Annotated in this window: 14 protein-coding genes; 6 read left to right on the top strand and 8 right to left on the bottom strand. The window is 61.1% G+C overall.

Translation table 11 applies throughout. The features are described from left to right. Positions 1-33 precede the first annotated feature (33 nt). The 6 genes from AB4N53_RS20960 to AB4N53_RS20935 form a co-directional block, all read right to left on the bottom strand. Positions 34-966 carry a sigma 54-interacting transcriptional regulator gene (locus AB4N53_RS20960; RefSeq protein ID WP_460122811.1) on the bottom strand — a complete coding sequence of 311 codons (933 nt, stop codon included), beginning with the start codon at positions 964-966 and terminating at the stop codon, positions 34-36. 51 nt (positions 967-1,017) lie between these two features. Then, complete coding sequence (locus tag AB4N53_RS20955; RefSeq protein ID WP_007918704.1) at positions 1,018-1,599, bottom strand: alpha/beta hydrolase; 582 nt, start codon at positions 1,597-1,599, stop codon at positions 1,018-1,020. A 287-nt stretch (positions 1,600-1,886) separates the two neighbouring features. After that, complete coding sequence (locus AB4N53_RS20950; RefSeq protein WP_003220570.1) at positions 1,887-2,288, bottom strand: ExbD/TolR family protein; 402 nt, start codon at positions 2,286-2,288, stop codon at positions 1,887-1,889. Between the two features lies 1 nt (position 2,289). After that, the gene (locus AB4N53_RS20945; RefSeq protein WP_460122808.1) at positions 2,290-3,015 is read right to left on the bottom strand and encodes a MotA/TolQ/ExbB proton channel family protein; all 726 of its coding nucleotides are present in this window, start codon (positions 3,013-3,015) and stop codon (positions 2,290-2,292) included. A gap of 45 nt (positions 3,016-3,060) precedes the next feature. Then, on the bottom strand, positions 3,061-3,870 hold the full coding sequence (locus AB4N53_RS20940; protein ID WP_460122805.1) for an energy transducer TonB: 810 nt from the start codon (positions 3,868-3,870) through the stop codon (positions 3,061-3,063). Positions 3,871-4,296: 426 nt separating this feature from the next. Continuing rightward, complete coding sequence (locus tag AB4N53_RS20935) at positions 4,297-6,657, bottom strand: TonB-dependent receptor (protein ID WP_460122802.1); 2,361 nt, start codon at positions 6,655-6,657, stop codon at positions 4,297-4,299. A 165-nt stretch (positions 6,658-6,822) separates the two neighbouring features. On the opposite strand from AB4N53_RS20935, the gene AB4N53_RS20930 reads away from it, so the two are divergent. Next, complete coding sequence (locus AB4N53_RS20930) at positions 6,823-7,767, top strand: LysR family transcriptional regulator (protein ID WP_460122799.1); 945 nt, start codon at positions 6,823-6,825, stop codon at positions 7,765-7,767. A gap of 121 nt (positions 7,768-7,888) precedes the next feature. Beyond that, on the top strand, positions 7,889-9,505 hold the full coding sequence (locus tag AB4N53_RS20925) for an alkaline phosphatase family protein (RefSeq protein ID WP_460122796.1): 1,617 nt from the start codon (positions 7,889-7,891) through the stop codon (positions 9,503-9,505). 106 nt (positions 9,506-9,611) lie between these two features. On the opposite strand, the gene AB4N53_RS20920 is transcribed toward AB4N53_RS20925, so the two are convergent. Next, on the bottom strand, positions 9,612-10,532 hold the full coding sequence (locus AB4N53_RS20920; protein ID WP_460122793.1) for a TauD/TfdA dioxygenase family protein: 921 nt from the start codon (positions 10,530-10,532) through the stop codon (positions 9,612-9,614). A 182-nt stretch (positions 10,533-10,714) separates the two neighbouring features. On the opposite strand from AB4N53_RS20920, the gene AB4N53_RS20915 reads away from it, so the two are divergent. Next, on the top strand, positions 10,715-11,635 hold the full coding sequence (locus tag AB4N53_RS20915; protein ID WP_460122790.1) for a LysR family transcriptional regulator: 921 nt from the start codon (positions 10,715-10,717) through the stop codon (positions 11,633-11,635). Positions 11,636-11,721: 86 nt separating this feature from the next. Here the strand turns inward: AB4N53_RS20915 and AB4N53_RS20910 are convergent, their stop codons facing one another. Further along, the gene (locus AB4N53_RS20910; RefSeq protein WP_460122787.1) at positions 11,722-12,735 is read right to left on the bottom strand and encodes an ABC transporter substrate-binding protein; all 1,014 of its coding nucleotides are present in this window, start codon (positions 12,733-12,735) and stop codon (positions 11,722-11,724) included. 396 nt (positions 12,736-13,131) lie between these two features. Between AB4N53_RS20910 and AB4N53_RS20905 the strand changes: the two genes are divergently transcribed. Genes AB4N53_RS20905 through AB4N53_RS20895 form a run of 3 tightly spaced genes read left to right on the top strand, consistent with a single transcriptional unit; the run spans position 13,132 to position 17,167 of the window. Next, on the top strand, positions 13,132-14,730 hold the full coding sequence (locus AB4N53_RS20905) for an ABC transporter permease (protein WP_460122784.1): 1,599 nt from the start codon (positions 13,132-13,134) through the stop codon (positions 14,728-14,730). After that, positions 14,727-15,542, top strand: coding sequence for an ABC transporter ATP-binding protein (locus AB4N53_RS20900; protein ID WP_460122781.1), 816 nt, complete (start codon positions 14,727-14,729; stop codon positions 15,540-15,542). The genes AB4N53_RS20905 and AB4N53_RS20900 overlap by 4 nt, the downstream gene beginning before the upstream one ends. A 14-nt stretch (positions 15,543-15,556) precedes the next feature. Beyond that, complete coding sequence (locus AB4N53_RS20895) at positions 15,557-17,167, top strand: arylsulfatase (protein ID WP_460122778.1); 1,611 nt, start codon at positions 15,557-15,559, stop codon at positions 17,165-17,167. The last annotated feature ends 103 nt before the right edge of the window (positions 17,168-17,270 follow it).

The raw sequence follows: 17,270 nt of genomic DNA, 5'->3' as shown, positions 1-17,270 counted from the left end.
CATATTCCATTTTGTTCATGCTGAAGAAAATGCTTATACCGCCTCGCTCAAGCGAATCAGCCAATCTTTCAAGGCCTTACGCTCTGCACTGCTACCGCCGATGTGGGTCTGCCTCACCAGACGTTCGATCTGAACCTGCGGCGCAGACGCGTCAGGCAGGTTCAGATGTTCCGGCAGGATCTCGTCGCCGGTGCTGACCAGCAGAGCGAAGTGGATGACGTTTTCCAGTTCGCGGGTGTTGCCCGGCCAGCTGTGTTGTTCGAGCACATGTTGCGCGGCTTCGCTGATCAGCGGCACGGGTAGGTCCAGACGCTGGCTGTAGATGCCAAGGAAATACTCGGCCAGCGAGAGGATGTCGCCGGTCCGCGCGCGCAACGCCGGCAGCTCCAGATGGCCCTCGCTGAGGTAGTGATAGAGCCGCTCGTGGAATTTCCCGGCATCCACGGCCTGGGCCAGATCGATGCTGGTGGCGGCAACCAGACGCACATCCACCGGGCTCGGCTGATGCGCACCGACGCGGGTGACTTCGTGGTTTTCCAGTGCCGCGAGCAGCTTGATCTGGATCGGCAGGGGCAGGTCGCCAATCTCATCCAGGTACAGGGTGCCGCCGTTGGCCGAACCGAACCAGCCGGCGCGGCTGCTGGCCGAACCGCTGTAGCTGCCGGCGGCGTAGCCGAACAGTTCGGCATCGGCGTAGGTCGGGCTGATCGCGCCGCAGTTCACCGAAACGAACAGCCCGCTGCGGTCACTGGCGCGGTGGATATGCCGGGCGAGCAGCTCTTTACCGGTGCCAGTCTCACCGCGAATCAGCACTGAAATCGCACGTGGAGCCAACTGCTCCAACTCCTCGCGCAATTGCCGCGAGCGTGGATCAACGAACACCAACGCCTTGGCGCGAATGCTCAGAGGGCTTTTTTCCGCATCGGGAAAGGTCAGCAATGGCTGACCGAAAGTTTCGAAACTCATGGCAGGCTCCCGCCCAAAACCGCCAGCCGACGGGGGCGTTGAATAATGAGGTCAGGCGCGACGGCGGGCGTGATGTTCCAGGCGATTTTGCAGGCGATAGAGGTAGGCAAACCCCTGCTCCCAACGCTGATGCCCGGACTTGACGTTGATGTGCCCGGCACCGGCGAGAATCCCCGCCTCCGCGCCCCAGTTGCGCGCCAGTTCCAGCGCGCGCGGGGCACTGACGGCGGCGTCGTTGTCGGAACTGACGACCTGACTGGGGAACGGCAACAGATCCGTCGGAATCGGTGCGAAGTTACGCAGCGCTGGCGCGCAGGCGGGACGCTCGACATCGGCCGGCGCGACCAGCAACGCCCCGCGCACCTGACGCAGGTACTGCAACGGCGCAGTCGCCGCCCAATGGGCGACGGTGATGCAGCCGAGGCTGTGAGCGATGAGAATGACCGGCGTGCTGTCGGCGGCAATCGCTTCGGCCAGCGCGGCGACCCAGTCTTCACGGCGCGGCGTCAGCCAATCGGCCTGCTCGACCCGTGCGCTGTTCGGCAGGCTGTTCTGCCAATGGCTTTGCCAATGATCTTCTGGCGATCCTTGCCAGCCCGGCACAATCAGATAGCGGATTGATTCGTTGCGCATGGGGAGCCCTCCTGCGTCGTGTCTGTTCCGGGTCGAGTATAGGGAGCGGAGTTATATCCGTTAAGGAATAAGAAGCTATTTATTAATACCCATAATGCATATGAGTCGCGAATCCTGTGGGAGCGAGCCTGCTCGCGAATACGGTGCATCAGTCGACGCTGATGTTGTGGCCAATGGCGCCTTCGCGAGCAGGCTCGCTCCCACAGGGTGAGTGTGTTGTGGCAATAACGCGGAATAAAAAAAGGGCCGCACCCTGCCAAGGAGACGGCCCCGGAAAACAAAATCTGTCACCGCGCGGTGATCACCGACAACTTGGTAATCCCCGCCCGTTCGATCGAAGCCATGGCTCGCGCCACTTCGCCGTAATTCACCCCGTCATCGGCCTGCAATTGCACGCGCACTTCCGGGTCTTTGGCTTTGGCCGACTTGAGATTGAATTCGAGCAAGTCGGGCTGAATCTCGTCCTTGTTGATAAACAGCTTGCCGGCGCCGTCGATGCTCACCACCAGCGGATCCTTCTGCTCGACTGGCGCCACCGCTTCGGTCTTCGGCAGGTTGATCGGTATTGCGTTGGTCAGCAGCGGCGCGGTGACGATAAACACCACCAGCAGCACCAGCATCACGTCCACCAGCGGCGTCACGTTGATCTCGCTGAGCACCTCATCCGAGTCTTGCGTGGAGAAGGCCATATCAGGACGCCTCCTTCACTTTTGCCGCGTTGCCCGGCGTTGCCACCTTGTGCGCGGTCGGGTGTATCAGCACGCGGAACGCGCTTTTCTGCGCCAGGCTGTAGAAGTCGTGGGCAAAGTCGTCGAGATCCGCCGCCGTCAGTTTCAGACGGCGTAAAAAGTAGTTGTAAACCAGCACCGCCGGCACCGCGACGGCGATCCCCACGCCGGTTGCGACCAGTGCCGCACCGATCGGCCCGGCCACGGTTTCCAGGCTTGCCGAACCGGCGGCGCTGATGCCTTTCAAGGCTTCCATGATTCCCCACACCGTGCCGAACAGACCAATGAACGGCGAGGTGCTGCCAATACTCGCAACTACCGCCAGACCGGTCTCCAGCGAACGCCGTTCGCGGACGATCTGCTGGCGCAAGGCACGCTCGAGGCGATCCTGATGGTTGATCGCCTGGCTCAGATCATTCGCCTGCGGCGCCTCGCCCACCTGGATCGCCGCGTAACCGGCCTGCGCCACCCGCGCTGCGGCGCCGGGCTGGGTTTCGCTCAACTCGGCGGCGGCATCCAGGCTCGACGCCGCCCAGAAACGTTTATGAAAGCGCCGATCCTGCGCTTTCAGACGACCGAACTGCACAGCCTTGAGTAAAGCCAGGCCCCAAGTGGCAACGGAAAAACCCACCAGCAGCCAGATCACCGCGCTTTCGATGGATTCCAGTGGAGATGCCAGTAACGTCATGATGTGTTCCCTCGTGTAAACATTTCGCGCGAATTTGGTTTCGGTTTAATGAATCTTGAAATCGATGGGCACGCTGACCCAGCCGTCCTGGGCGACATCACCCTGCTTGGCCGGGACGAAACTCCAGCGCTTGACGGCGTTCAGCGCAGCGTCGTCGAGCTGCTGCCGGCCACTGCTTTTGGCAATCTGAATCTCGCCTGGCTTGCCGCTGGCCAACACATGCACCCGTAACAACACCGTGCCTTCCCAGCCGCGACGCTGAGCCAGCGACGGATATTCCGGCGCCGGATTTTTAAGGTATGCGGCGTTGGCTGAAGCCGGAGTAACGGGCGCCGGTGCCGGTGGCGCAGCCGGTGCTGGAGCGGCGACCGGGGCTGCCGGTTTCGCTGGCGCTGGCGGTTGCTCTACTGCCTTCGGCGCCGGTTTGGGCGGCGGTTTCACCACTGGCTTGGGTTTCGCGATCGGCTTGGGCGGCGGCGGTTTGACCGCCAATTCCTCTTCCACCGGCGGTGGCGGTTCGATCACCGGCGCCGGTGGTGGCGGCGCAACAACCGGCGGCGCTGGCGGAGCCGGACGCGAAAACTCAATGGTCATCGGCGGAATTTCCGGCGGCACCACCGGCAGCGCTGGCGTCGGTTTCTGGCTGACCCAGTAAATCACCGCGCCATGCACGACCAACGCGAGCACACCGAGCAGAAGAATTTCGCGCCGACTCAATATGCCCTTGGGCACACGCTGCAGACGCAACTGCCCCAACGGCACCCGGTGCGGCCGGCCAAGATCGACCAGTTCGCCACTCGGCGTATGCCGCCACAGCAACTCCCCTGCACCGGCGGCGGTCTGGACATTGCCCATTGTTCAACTCCCTGCGGTCTCTTTCGTTCTACGAGCCAAAGCGATCGACCCGCCAATCCTGACGCCCCCACGGCGTAGTCGATGGGGCAATCATTGGCTGTGGTCGCTTATCACCGAAAGTAATCTTTAACGTTATGCATAGGCCTTCAAGGAATATACAAATCGTCCGTTTTCACCGAAGCCGCGCACCACAAGGGCTGCAGCGATCTGCCATAAACCCCATGCTTTTGCGGCATGAAAAGTATTCGCCCACGGCATCCGCCAACGCCTGTTAACGGCTGGTATTGCTTTGCTGAACGGCGACGATAGGCGTGGTTTCCGCCGTCACTGAGCCGTTCATGTCGATCAGTTGCGTCTGCTTGCCAGCGCCGCTGAAGATCGTATTGGTCGAACGGCCTCGTCCGGGGCAGCGCCTTGAAAGCCCAATCAGAAATCGTAGCGGCCTGTAACCCCCAGGGTCCGTGGCGTGCCGAGGAGGCCTTCATAGCCGCCGTTACCGCCGGTCCACAGAGTTGTGTAGTAAGTTTTGTCGAAGGCGTTTTTCAGCCACAGCGAGACGTCCCACTGGCCCTGACTGAAATCACCACGCAAGCCAGTGGATAGGTTGACCACCGCGTAACTGGGGATCTGCCCGTAATCGGAGTCCTCGACCGTGCCCACCGCTTTGGAGCGAAACGCGTAGCTGCCGGTGACGTAGGGTTCGAAGCCGTTAGCCAGATTCCATTTGTATTCGCCGTTGGCGTTGCCGATCCATTTCGACGCGCCGACCACTTGATGGCCGCTGAGGTCGCACGAGGCTGGTGCACCCGGGGCCTGGCTGATTTCCGGCGGGCACGGCGCATCCTTGTACGAGAGGTAGCTGACGTCGTTGTACGAGCCATTGAAATTCAGAGTCAGGCCACGCAACGGCACCACGGTGCTTTCGAACTCGATGCCGCGCGAGCGCACCGAACCTGCGTTGGTCAGGTATTGCACGCGGTTGGCGGCGTCATAGGCGTTGGTCTGGTAGGCGTTGACCTGGGTCCAGAACACATTGGCGTTGAGTTGCAGGCGGCGATCCCACAGGGTGCTTTTGAAACCGAGTTCGGCGTTGTTGGCACGCTCGGTGCCGATCAATAGCGAGTCGGCGCCGGCGGTAGGTGCGGAGCCGACCGCGAGGTTGACCCCGCCGGATTTCTCGCCGTGGGACAGCGTCGCGTAACCGAGCACATCGTCGGTGATGCGATAGCTCAGGTTGAGCAGTCCCGAGGGGCTGGAGCTGTACTGATTCAAGTCTCCGGAATCGTAGACGCCGGCACGGCCGCGACGCGCATTGGCTGCCGCGCCGGCCACAGCTACACCGCCGAGCGGCGCGTTGCGGCCGACCGAGGCGTTTTTCTCTTCGTAGGTGCCACGCACCCCGGCAGTGAAATCGAGGCGCTCGCTCAGGTGCCAGGTGCCTTGGGCAAACAGGGCGAAACTGTCGGTCTTGATATGGCCGTTGCCGACGCTGGTGACGTTGGCCAGGGCGCCGGCCGGCGTGCCGTTCCAGATGTCCGCCTGTGGGCCGTAATAGGAGAAGGATTTGTTGTCCAGATCCGAGCCGAAATAGTAGGCGCCGACTACATAATCGAAGAACTCGCCCTTGGGCGAGGCCAAGCGAAATTCCTGCGAATACTGTTTGTCTTCCACCGACACGCCAGCGTTGTAACTGGCCGGCACGTTGAGGCCGTCGTCGTTGCGCGGGGTGAAATTCCAGAAGCGGTACGAGCTGACCGAGGTCAGGGTGAAGTCGCTCGGCAACGTCCAATTGGCTTCCACCGACGTGCCGCCCTGATGCACGGTGACGTGCTGATCGTTGTCGAGATTGACCTTGCGATGCCGGCCGTTGACCAGTGTCGCCCCGGCCGCGCTCGCCCGCGATTCATACAGATTGACGCCGTTGATGGTCGGCCCGGTGTTGTACAGCACGCGGGTGCCGGCGCTGGAATCTTCTTCGTTGTAATCGCCGATCCAGCGCAGATTGAAATCTTCATTGGGCTTGAACAACAGCTGCGCGCGGAAGCCCTCGCGGGAGCCGCCGTTGAGGTCGTGGCCGTCGTATTCGTTCTTGATGTCGCCGTCACTGCGCGTGCGATAAGCGGAAAAGCGCCCGGCGAGTTGATCGTTGAGCGGCCCGGAAATCGTGCCTTTGGTCTGGAAGTAACCGTCCTCGCCGACCGAAGTTTCGATGCTGCGTTCCGGCGTGAAACTCGGAGCGCGGGTGCTGATGTTGATGACCCCGGCGGTGGTGTTCTTGCCGAACAGCGTGCCCTGCGGACCGCGCAAGACTTCGAGCTGCTCGATGTCCATCAGATCGAACACCGCCATCCCCGGACGGCCCAGATAAACGTTGTCGATGTAAAGGCCAACGCTGCCCTCCAGACCATCACTGGCCGGGTTATTGCCCAAGCCACGGATGGACACGCTGGACTGGCGCGCATGCATGTAGGCGACGTTGACGCTGGGCACCAGTTGCTGCAAATCCTGAATCCGGTAAACCCGCTGCGTCTCCAGATTCTGCCCACTGACCACACTCATCGGCGTCGGCACATCTTGCGAACTTTCTTCGCGGCGGCGGGTGGTGACGGTCACGGTTTCCAGTTGCGAACCGTTGGCCGTCGCTGTGCCTGCCGAGACCGGTGGCGAAGTGTCGGTTTCCGCAGCATGACCGTGAGTCCAGCTGGCGCTGCCCGCCAGCAACAGCGCCAAAGGCAGGCGTTTGAGCCGTCGGGGTGATGGGGGTAACGCAAGATTCAACGGGCTCATGGCGCGGCTCCTGGTCAAAAAACACACAGACATCTACAACGCTGCATATTCTTTAAAGTTATTTATTTATGGATTTACAAATATTTACTGCATAAGAGATTGCCTTTATAAGGAGTCGACCTAATGCATATCCAATGCATTTCCCGGATATTTTTTATGTGAAAAATGCATATCGACTTGCGCCAACTGCGTCACTTCATTGCTTTGGCTGAACAACGCAGCTTCGTCGCCGGCGCGCAGGCAGTGAACCTGTCGCAGTCGGCATTCAGCCGTAGCATCCAGGCGCTGGAACACAGCGTCGGCTGCCAGTTGATCGACCGTGGGCGCAAGGAATTGCCGCCGACCAAACAGGGTCAGGTGCTGCTCGAACATGCACGACGATTGGTCAGCGGTGCGCAGCAGATGGCCAACGAGATCAGCCAGTTCAACGGCCTCGAAGCCGGGGAATTGCGCTTTGGTTGCGGGCCGGCGCCAGCCGCTGGATTGATCCCGCGCGCGATCGGCGCATTCATCGGCCGCTACCCGAAAGCGCGGGTGCAGTTGCAGGTCGATGACTGGCAGAGTCTGAGCAAACGCCTGCTCAGCGAAGAGTTCGAATTCTTCGTCGCCGATACCCGGCAATTCGAGGCCGACCCGGATTACCAGACCCACCGCCTGCGAGCGCGCAAATGGCATTTCTGCTGCCGCGCCGGACATCCACTGACGGCGTTCGAACGCATCACCGCCGAGCAGTTGCTGAGTTATCCACTGGCGGTCAGCATCCGCCCGCCGAACCTGCGCAAGGTCATCGTCGACCTCAGCGGCCGTCCGGATTTCGCCCCGAATGTGGAATGCGAAAACGGTTCGACGCTGTTGAGTGTGGTGTTGCGCTCGGAGGCGATCGGGATTGTCGGCGCGTATTCCGATGCGCTGCATCTGGCCAAGGGTGAGCTGGTCTGTTTGAAGATTGAAGGCCTGGCCGATGATTTGGAGGAGCTGTACACCCGCTATGGGATTGTCAGCCGCGCGGGGTATCGGTTGTCGCCATTGGCCGAAGCGATGATCGAACAGATCAAGGCGATTGATGCGGAGGATGAGGAGGTGTGCTCGCTGGAGAATTTCGCGGTCTGAGCTGGCCCCTTCGCGAGCAGGCTGATGCAATCGCTGCATAAAAACCATTCCCCAAATGCACTTGCCGAACACCCCTACCGACAGCGAAAACCCTCACCTGTCCCACTGACCGGTGAACCCCATGCCTGCCCCATCCAACCCCGTGCGCAACGTGCTGTACATCATGTGCGATCAACTGCGCCGCGATTACCTGTCCTGCTACGGACACCCGCATCTGCACACGCCAAACATCGATCGCCTCGCTGCCCAGGGCGTGCGTTTCAGCCGCGCCTACACCCAAGGCACGATCTGCGGCCCGTCGCGGATGTCGGCCTATACCGGGCGCTATGTGAGCAGCCATCAAGTGGCCTGGAACGCCGTGCCGTTGCCGCTGGATGAATTGACGATCGGCGATTACCTGCGACCTCACGGCATCCGCACCGCGCTGGTCGGCAAGACCCATGCGACGGCCAATGTCGACGCCTTGCAGCGCCTGGCGATCAACCCGGAAAGCGCGCAAGCCGAGTTGCTCAATGAGGTCGGCTTCGAACCGTACCTGCGCCACGACGGCATCTACCCCGACGATCCTTTATTCGACGACAAGCGCGAATCCGCGCCCTACACCCACTATCTGCGCGAACACGGTTTCGAGGGGCGCAATCCCTGGCACGACTGGGCGAATGCCGCCGAAGGCGAGAACGGTGAAATCCTCAGCGGCTGGAAAATGCGTCATGCGAATTTGCCAGCACGAATTCCCGAGCAACACTCAGAGACTGTCTACACTACAAATCGCGCCATCGACTTCATCGCTGAGCAAGGCGAGAAATCCTGGTGTTTACACCTCTCGTACATCAAACCACACTGGCCCTACATCGTACCGGCTCCATACCACGCTTTGTACAGTACGAAATCGATCCTGCAACCGGTCCGCGCGACGCCCTCTGAAGCCAGCAAACACCCCGTATACACTGCCTTTCGTCAACATGAGGAAAGCCTCAACTTCTCCCGCGATTCAGTACGATTGAATGTAATCCCCACCTACATGGGCCTGATCAAGCAAGTGGATGATCAGTTGGGGCGGCTGTTCGATTTTCTGCAGAGCAACGAGCGTTGGGATGACACGTTGATCGTGTTCACCAGCGATCACGGCGATTTCCTCGGCGATCATTGGCTCGGTGAGAAAGAGTTTTTGCTCGAGCAGGCGGTGGGCGTGCCGTTGATCGTTCGCGATCCTCGGGCGGCGGCGGATGTCACTCGCGGCACTGTCGATGAGCGGCTGACGGAAACCATTGATGCGTTGCCGACGTTTCTTCAAGCGTTGGGATTACCGGGGGCAGAACACCGGCTGGAAGGACGCTCATTGATCCCGCTGCTGCACGGGGAAAATCCCGATTGGCGCCGCTATGCAATCAGCGAATACGACTACGCCTTTCAGGCCCCGGCGCGGCAACGACTGGGCCAGCCGATCGACCGTTGCCGCATGACCATGGTGCGTAGCGAGCGCTGGAAATACCTGGCGTACGACGGATTTAGACCGCAGTTGTTTGATCTGTGGAATGATCCGCAGGAACAGCGCGATCTGGGTGAAGACCCGGCGTACGCGGCGGTGCGCGAGGAGCATGCGGGGTATCTGTTTGAATGGGTACGCGGACTGAAGCGGCGGACGACGATCAGCCATCCGGAGATCGATTTGCGCGGGCAGCGGTTTCGTTATGGCGAACCGGACACCGAGAAGGTTGTTCAGATCGGAGTGTGGTGAAAGCCCTTCGCGAGCAGGCTCGCTCCCACAGGGATTGGCGTCGATCACATCCGTTGTGCCCGGCACTAAACCATTGTGGGAGCGAGCCTGCTCGCGAAGAGGCCAATCAGACGCCGACGATATCCGCGCCCTTAATGGTCAGACTCCGCTGCCCACTCACCCCCACCGGCACCTCGCCCTTGAGCGTCACCCGGCGCACCACGCGATCCTGGGTGCCGTAATCATCAATCGCGTAATGCTGCGTCGAGCGGTTATCCCAGATCGCCACATCACCGGCCTGCCAACGCCAGCGCACGGTGTTTTCCTGGCGGATCACATGGCTTTGCAGCAAGCCGAACAGATGCGCCGAATCCGCCTGCGAGTAACCTTTGATGCGTTTGACGAAATGCCCCAGGAGCAGGCTTTTCTCGCCGCTGATCGGGTGCACACGCACCACTGGGTGCTCGGTCTCGTAAACAGTGGAGGTAAAGACTTTGCGATAGCGCTCCAGCTTCTCTGCCGAGACGTCCGGCTTCGCACCGGCGTAGTCGTACTCGTTGCTGTGCACAGCGGTCAGTTTGTCGGCGAGTTCACGCAGCTCGCTCGGCAAGCCGCTGTATGCCGTTGCGGTATTGGCCCACAGCGTATCGCCGCCGAAGGCCGGCGCGACCACCGAGCGCAGGATCGAGGCTTTCGGGTAGGCGTCGACGAAAGTCACGTCGGTGTGCCAGGAGTTGGCGCGCTGACCTTCGGCGCCGTCCAGCTCGAGCAGATACCGGGTGCCTTCGCGCGATGGCACGGTCGGGTGCGCCACCGGTTCGCCGAGCAGATGAGCGAAGGCTTCCTGACGCTGATCGTCGAGCTGCGTCTGCTCGCGGAAGAACAGTACTTTGTATTCGACCAAGGCTTGCTGGATCGCTTCGACCGTGGCGGCGTCCAGCTCGCCGGACAGGTGCACGCCTCGGATCTCGGCACCGATACGTCCGGCTACCGGGTGAATTTCCAATGTGTGAGAAACGGGTTTTACGGCGAGTGCGGCATTGCTCATGGGAAGACCCTCATCGACGGCTTGCGGTTTTGACGGCAGCGAAACAACGCTCTATCTATATTCCATTTACATCTAATAGATATTCGAATGCTTCGTTGACGGAATAAGAGCTTGCATTTAAAACCTCAAGCACCCCTCGTCGCAAATGCCTTCGAGCTATTTTTAGGATGCCGGAAAAGCATATGGATCTTCGCCAGTTGCGCTACTTCATCGCCCTTAACGAACACCGCAGTTTTGTCCGTGCGGCCGACGCCATGGGCATCACTCAACCGGCGTTCAGCCGCAGCATTCAGGGGCTGGAGCAGGAGTTCGGTTGCGTGCTGGTCGATCGCGGCAACAAGGATCTGCGCCCGACGCCCGAGGGCCAGGTGGTGCTGCAACACGCCCTGAGCCTGGTGCAGGGCGCAGCTTTGCTCAGCGCAGAAGTGACGCAAATGACCAAGCTCGACGCCGGCGAAGTGCACTTCGGCTGCGGCCCGGCGCCGGCGGTGAAACTGGTGCCGGATGCGGTGGCGCAATTCATCAATGCGCACCCGAAAGTGCGCACCTGTTTTCAGGTGGATAACTGGGAAAAACTCAGCCGTGCGCTGAGCCGCGAAGAGATCGAATTCTTTATCGCCGACATCCGCCATTTCGAGTCCGACCCGAATTTCCAGACGCAACCGCTGACGCCCAAGCGCGGCGTATTTTTCTGCCGCCCGGGGCATCCGTTGCTGGCCAAGGAAAGCCTGTCGACCAACGACATGTTCGACTTTCCCCTGGCCGCCACCCTGATCCCGCCGGGCATTCGCAAGCTGCTGGCGAACCTCAGCGGGCGCATCGATTTCTCGCCGACCATCCAAACCGAGCACTTTCCGGCGCTGGTCAAAGTGGTGCTGCAATCCAACGCGATCGGCGTCGGCACGGAGGAGGCGTTTATTGAGGATGTCGCCAAGGGTTCGCTGGTGCTGTTGCACTGGCGCAACCTGCCGCAGAACCTTGAAAGCATGAACGCCCGCTGCGGCATCGTCAGCCGCACCGGGTTCCGGCTGTCGCCAGCGGCGAGGGCAATGATCGAGACGTTGGTCGCGGTGGATCGGCAGGACGTCAGCGTCGCTGTCTGAAACCCATAAAGATCGCAGCCTTCGGCAGCTCCTACAGAGGAATGCGTTTTCCTGCAGGAGCTGCCGAAGGCTGCGATCTTTTGCTTCTAGAGCTTGGCCGCTGAGAGTTCAGGCGCCACCCAATCACTGACCTTGAACGGCTTGCGGATCAGCTTCTGCTGCGCCGCCAGATCGACCTTGTCCTGCAGGCCGCTCAAGAACACCGGATCCAGCGTCGACGGGAAAATCTCGCTTAAGTTCTGATCCTTGAGATCCTGAGCCAGGATCACCGGCGGATAACTTGCCAGCCCCGACACCAGCTGCACATAGGCATCCTTGTTGCTGTCCTGAGTCAGCCACTCGACCGCCTGCTGCTGCGCGTTGAGCAGTTTGGCAATGACCTCAGGATGGGCATCGACAAACTTGCCATTGCCGAGCAACACAGCCTGCACGCTACCGGCGCCGCCGAGGTCCTTGGTGTTGAGCGGCAATTCCGCCAGGCCTTTGGCTTGCAACGCACTCAGCGCGGAGCTGCCCCACGAGGCATCGATCTGCCTGGCCGCGAGTGCCGAGACCGCCGCGTTGAAATCCAGATTGATGACCTTCACGTCCTTCTCGCTGAGGCCCTGACTGGCCAGCGCCGCATCGAACGACAGCTGCGTCGCCGTACCGCGGAAGATTGCCACGCGTTTGCCCTTGAGATCCTGCAAGGTCTTGATCCCCGAGCCGGGCACCACGCCGAGGTATTGCTTGACCCCACGCGCCGTCGCGCTGAGCAGGCGCGTGTCCAGACCGTTGGACTTGCCGATGATCGCGGCGAGGTCGCCCAGATAGGCCAGATCAACCTGGCCGTTGGCAAACGCCTCATTGATCACCGGCCCGGCGCCCTTGAAGAAACTCCACTGGATCTTGATGCCTTGCTCGGCGAAGGCCTTTTCAAAGATCTGCTGATTGCGCAGCACATCAACGATGCCGCCGCCGCTGTGTTGAGTGCCGGCGCTGAGGTCGGGCACCGCGATGCGGATTTCCTTGAGCTCCTCGGCCTGGGCGCTGAGCGAGATGAATCCTGCAAGCGCCGGGGCGGCCAGCAGGCTGATGATTCGTTTGAAGGGAAGGTTCATGGGCACGGCTCCTTGGTCGCTGATGAGCCGAAAGTAGGCTGAATACGTACCTTCACTTAAATACTATAAATGCACATTTTTATATCCATATGAGCTAAGCGCGAGAGGGCGCGGCTTGCAGCACGATATGCATTAACAGCATCGAAAATATTCTTAGAATGCATTGGATGCGCGTATGCAGGCAAGCCTTAAATGGATTCGCTTATCTCCCGATGGCATCTAACGCAACTTCGTTAGATCAGTTTCATATATGACGAAACCCAATGTGGGAGCGAGCCTGCTCGCGAAGAGGCCATGCCAGCCGCCATCAATGCTGCTTGAAACAGCCATTTCGCGAGCAGGCTCGCTCCCACATGAAAAGCGGTTCGCCATGCAACCCGACAACGGAGGTCACCCATGGCCCGTCAATCTCTGCTCAGCCTGCCGCTAGCCGCACCGCCGCTGAAAAGCCGTGGCACCTGGCCGAGCCTGAATCAACGCCTGTTGCCTTGGCTGCTGCCCGTCAGCCTCTTTGCCCTGTGGTGGCTGGCCGCGCGCAATCAGTGGATGAGCGAGCAGATCCTGCCGGCGCCATCGCTGGTGTGGAGCAGCGCTGTGGAACTGGCCCAAGGCGAGCTGTGGAGTCATTTGTGGATCAGCCTGCAACGGTTGTTCTGGGGCTTGTTGGCAGGCGTTTCGACCGGCGCGGTGCTTGGCGCCGCAATGGGCTTCAGTCGACGTCTGGAGCGCCTGGTTTTTCCGACATTCGCCGGATTGGCGCAGGTGCCGACGCTGGCGTGGATTCCGCTGTTCATGGTGTTCTTCGGCATCGGTGAAGTGCTGAAACTGGTGGTGCTGATCAAGGCCATTGTGGTGCCGGTGACCTTGCACACACTGGTTGGCGTGCGCGATGCGCAACCGAAACTGCGCGAAGCCGCCGCCGTATTGCGCCTACCGCCGCGTCTGCTGATTTGGCGCCTGGTGCTTCCCGCTGCGCTGCCGGCGTTCATGGCCGGCGTGCGGCTGGCCTTGGCCGCTGGCTGGACCTCTTTGCTGGCGGTCGAGCTGCTGGCCTCCAGCGAAGGCATCGGCTATCTGATGGTCTGGGCGCGGCAGTTGTTCATGCTCGACATCGTGTTCGTGTGCATCGTGGTCATCGGTCTGATCGGTGTGGCGATGGATCGCGGCATCGGTCTGCTCGACCGCAAGCTGGTGCACTGGCCGCACCCGGCCACCGCGCACATCACTCGCGGCCCGCGCTATCAGGGCTGGCAGCGCCTGCAACCGTGGCTGTTGCCGCTGGGCTTGTTGGCGCTTTGGCAATTGGCCAATGATCAGCAGTGGGTCGACGCGAATATTCTGGTCAGCCCTGCGGCTGTGCTGAGCACGACGTGGGACGGACTGCTCGACGGCACGCTGGTCAACGGCATGGCGCTGAGCCTGAGCCGCACCCTCGGCGGCTTGCTGATCGGTGGCGGACTCGGTTTCGCCTTGGGCTTGCTGCTGGGCCTGTCGCGTTTCAGCGAACGCGTGCTCGGCCCGACACTCGCCGCACTGCGGCAGATTGCGATTTTCGCCTGGGTGCCGCTGCTCACCGCGTGGTTCGGCCTCGGCGAACCGGCCAAGTGGGTGTTCGTCGCTCTCGCTGCATTCTTTCCGCTGTTCGTCGCCACCCAGCGCAGCGTCGCCAACCTCTCGCCGCAACTCAACGAAGCCGCGCAAGTGCTGCGCCTCGGCCTCGGCCAACGCCTGCGTCGACTGGTCCTGCCCGGCGCTGCGCCGGGGATTTTCGCCGGGCTGCGATTGAGCCTGATCTACGCCTGGCTCGGCACCATCGGCGCTGAATATTTCATGCCGTCCAATGGCGGCATCGGCAGCCAGATGATCGGCGCGCAGCAGCTGCTGCGCATGGATCTGATCATGGCCGGCATGCTGCTGGTCGGCCTCACCGGCGCCCTGCTCAACCTGATCGGCCAACGCCTGGAAATTCGCGCGACCCGCTGGAGACACGCATGAACGCACCGATTGTCAGCTTCAACCACGTAGGCAAATCCTTCGCCGTCAACGGTTTCGAACTGGAGGCGATTCGCGAATTCAACCTGGACATTGCCGAGGGCGAATTCGTCGCCATCGTCGGATCCAGCGGCTGCGGCAAATCCACTTTGCTGCGTTTGCTGGTCGGCCTCGACACCGAGTTTCGCGGGCAGATCAGTGTCGATGGCAAGGCCGTCAGCGGCATCGGCGGCGAGCGCGGCATCGTCTTTCAGGAACATCGTCTGTTTCCGTGGCTGACAGTCGCCGACAACATCGGCCTGGGCCTGGTCAATGAACCGCTGAGCGGGGCGCAGAAACAACAACGCATCAAGGATTTCATCGAACTGGTCGGCCTCAGTGATTTCACCCAGGCCTATCCGCATCAACTCTCCGGCGGCATGGCGCAGCGCGTGGCGATTGCTCGCGGCCTCGTCGCCAGCCCGCGAATCCTGTTGCTCGACGAACCCTTCGGTGCCCTCGATGCGCTGACTCGCCAGCAAATGCAGGACGAACTGCTGGCTATCCGCGAGCGAGCACAGATCACCACGATTCTGGTGACCCACGATGTCGAGGAAGCGATTTTTCTGGCCGACCGCGTGGTGGTGATGGAGCCGCGTCCGGGGCGGATCAAGCAAGTGGTCGACATCGCCCTGCCGCACCCGCGCCAGCGCAGCAGTTACGACTTCCATCAGTTGCGTGAAGAACTGCTGCACGAGTTGACCAGTGACGACCATTACCAACCGAGCGCAGCGGTGCAGATCCGCGATCTGCCGCTGACGTTCATTGCCTGCTGAACAGGAGTTTCGCGATGCCGCAACGTCCCAACTTTCTAGTGATCCTGGCCGACGACCTAGGCTTTTCCGATATCGGCGCGTTCGGCGGCGAAATCGCTACGCCGAACCTCGATGCGCTGGCCAACAACGGCCTGCGCCTGACCGATTTTCACACCGCACCGACCTGCTCGCCGACGCGCTCGATGCTGCTGACCGGCACCGATCACCACATCGCGGGCATCGGCACCATGGCCGAAGCGCTGACTCCGGATCTGATTGGCAAACCCGGTTACGAGGGCTATCTCAACGACCGCGTCGTCGCGCTGCCTGAGCTGCTGCGTGAGGCCGGCTACCAAACCTTGATGAGCGGCAAATGGCACTTGGGTCTGAAGGCTGAACTGGCGCCCCATGCGCGCGGTTTCGAGCGCTCGTTTTCACTGTTGCCGGGCGCTGCCAACCACTATGGTTTCGAGCCGACCTACGATGAGCAAACGCCGGGCCTGCTGAAATCCACCCCGGCGCTGTACATCGAGGACGATCAGTTTGTTGACGAGTTGCCGAAGGATTTCTATTCCTCCGATGCCTTCGGCGACAAGCTGCTGCAGTACCTCAAGGAGCGCGATCAGACCCGGCCGTTCTTCGCCTATCTGCCTTTCTCCGCGCCCCATTGGCCGCTGCAGGCGCCCGCCGATATCGTCGCGAAATACCGTGGCCGCTATGACGCCGGCCCGGAGGTGCTGCGCCTCGAACGCCTGGAAAAACTCAAGGCGCTGGGCCTGATCGAGCCAGACGTCGAGCCGCATCCGCTGATTCAGCTCAGCGCCCAGTGGGACGCCTTGAGCGACGAGCAAAAGCAGATTTCCGCACGGGCCATGGAGGTCTACGCGGCGATGGTCGAGCGCATGGACTGGAACATCGGCCGGGTCGTCGATTACCTGCGCCAGCAGGGACAGCTCGACAACACCTTCATCCTGTTCATGTCCGACAACGGTGCCGAAGGCGCGTTGCTGGAAGCGTTCCCCAAGTTCGGCCCGGAGTTGATGACCTACCTCAATCAGCATTACGACAACAGCCTCGACAATATAGGCCGGGCCAATTCCTACGTCTGGTACGGGCCAAACTGGGCGCAGGTGGCGACCGCGCCGTCACGCTTGTTCAAGGCGTTCACCACCGAGGGCGGGATCCGCGTGCCGGCACTGCTGCACTATCCGCAATTGCCGCTCAAAGGGCAGATCAGCCATGGTTTCGGCACGGTGATGGATATCACCCCGACCATCCTTGATCTGGCTGGCGTGCGGCATCCGGGCAAACAGTGGAAAGGCAAAGCGGTGGCGCCACTGCGCGGTAAGTCATGGCTGGGCTTCTTGTCCGGCGAGACCGCGCAAGTGCATGACGAGCACACCGTTACAGGATGGGAATTGTTCGGACGTCGGGCGATTCGCCAGGGGTCGTGGAAAGCGGTGTGGATCCCCGGGCCGGTGGGGCCGGCGAACTGGCAGCTTTATGATCTGGCGAGCGATCCGGGGGAGATTCATGATCTGGCGTTGAGTCAGCCGGACAAGCTCAGTGCGTTGATCGGGCATTGGCAACGTTATGTGGAAGAGACCGGAGTGATCCTCAGTGCTTCGCCGTTTCAGCCGGATTGATATCGTCTGACAGATCGTATTCGCGAGCAGGCTCGCTCCCACAGCAAACCGGATTCCAACTGTGGGAGCGAGCCTGCTCGCGAAGGTGCCTTTGAGAACAACC

It is taken from the genome of Pseudomonas sp. H3_E04, assembly GCF_054668915.1.
Note: the sequence above shows the minus strand (reverse complement) of the source record. Positions and strands in the feature narration are given on the sequence as shown.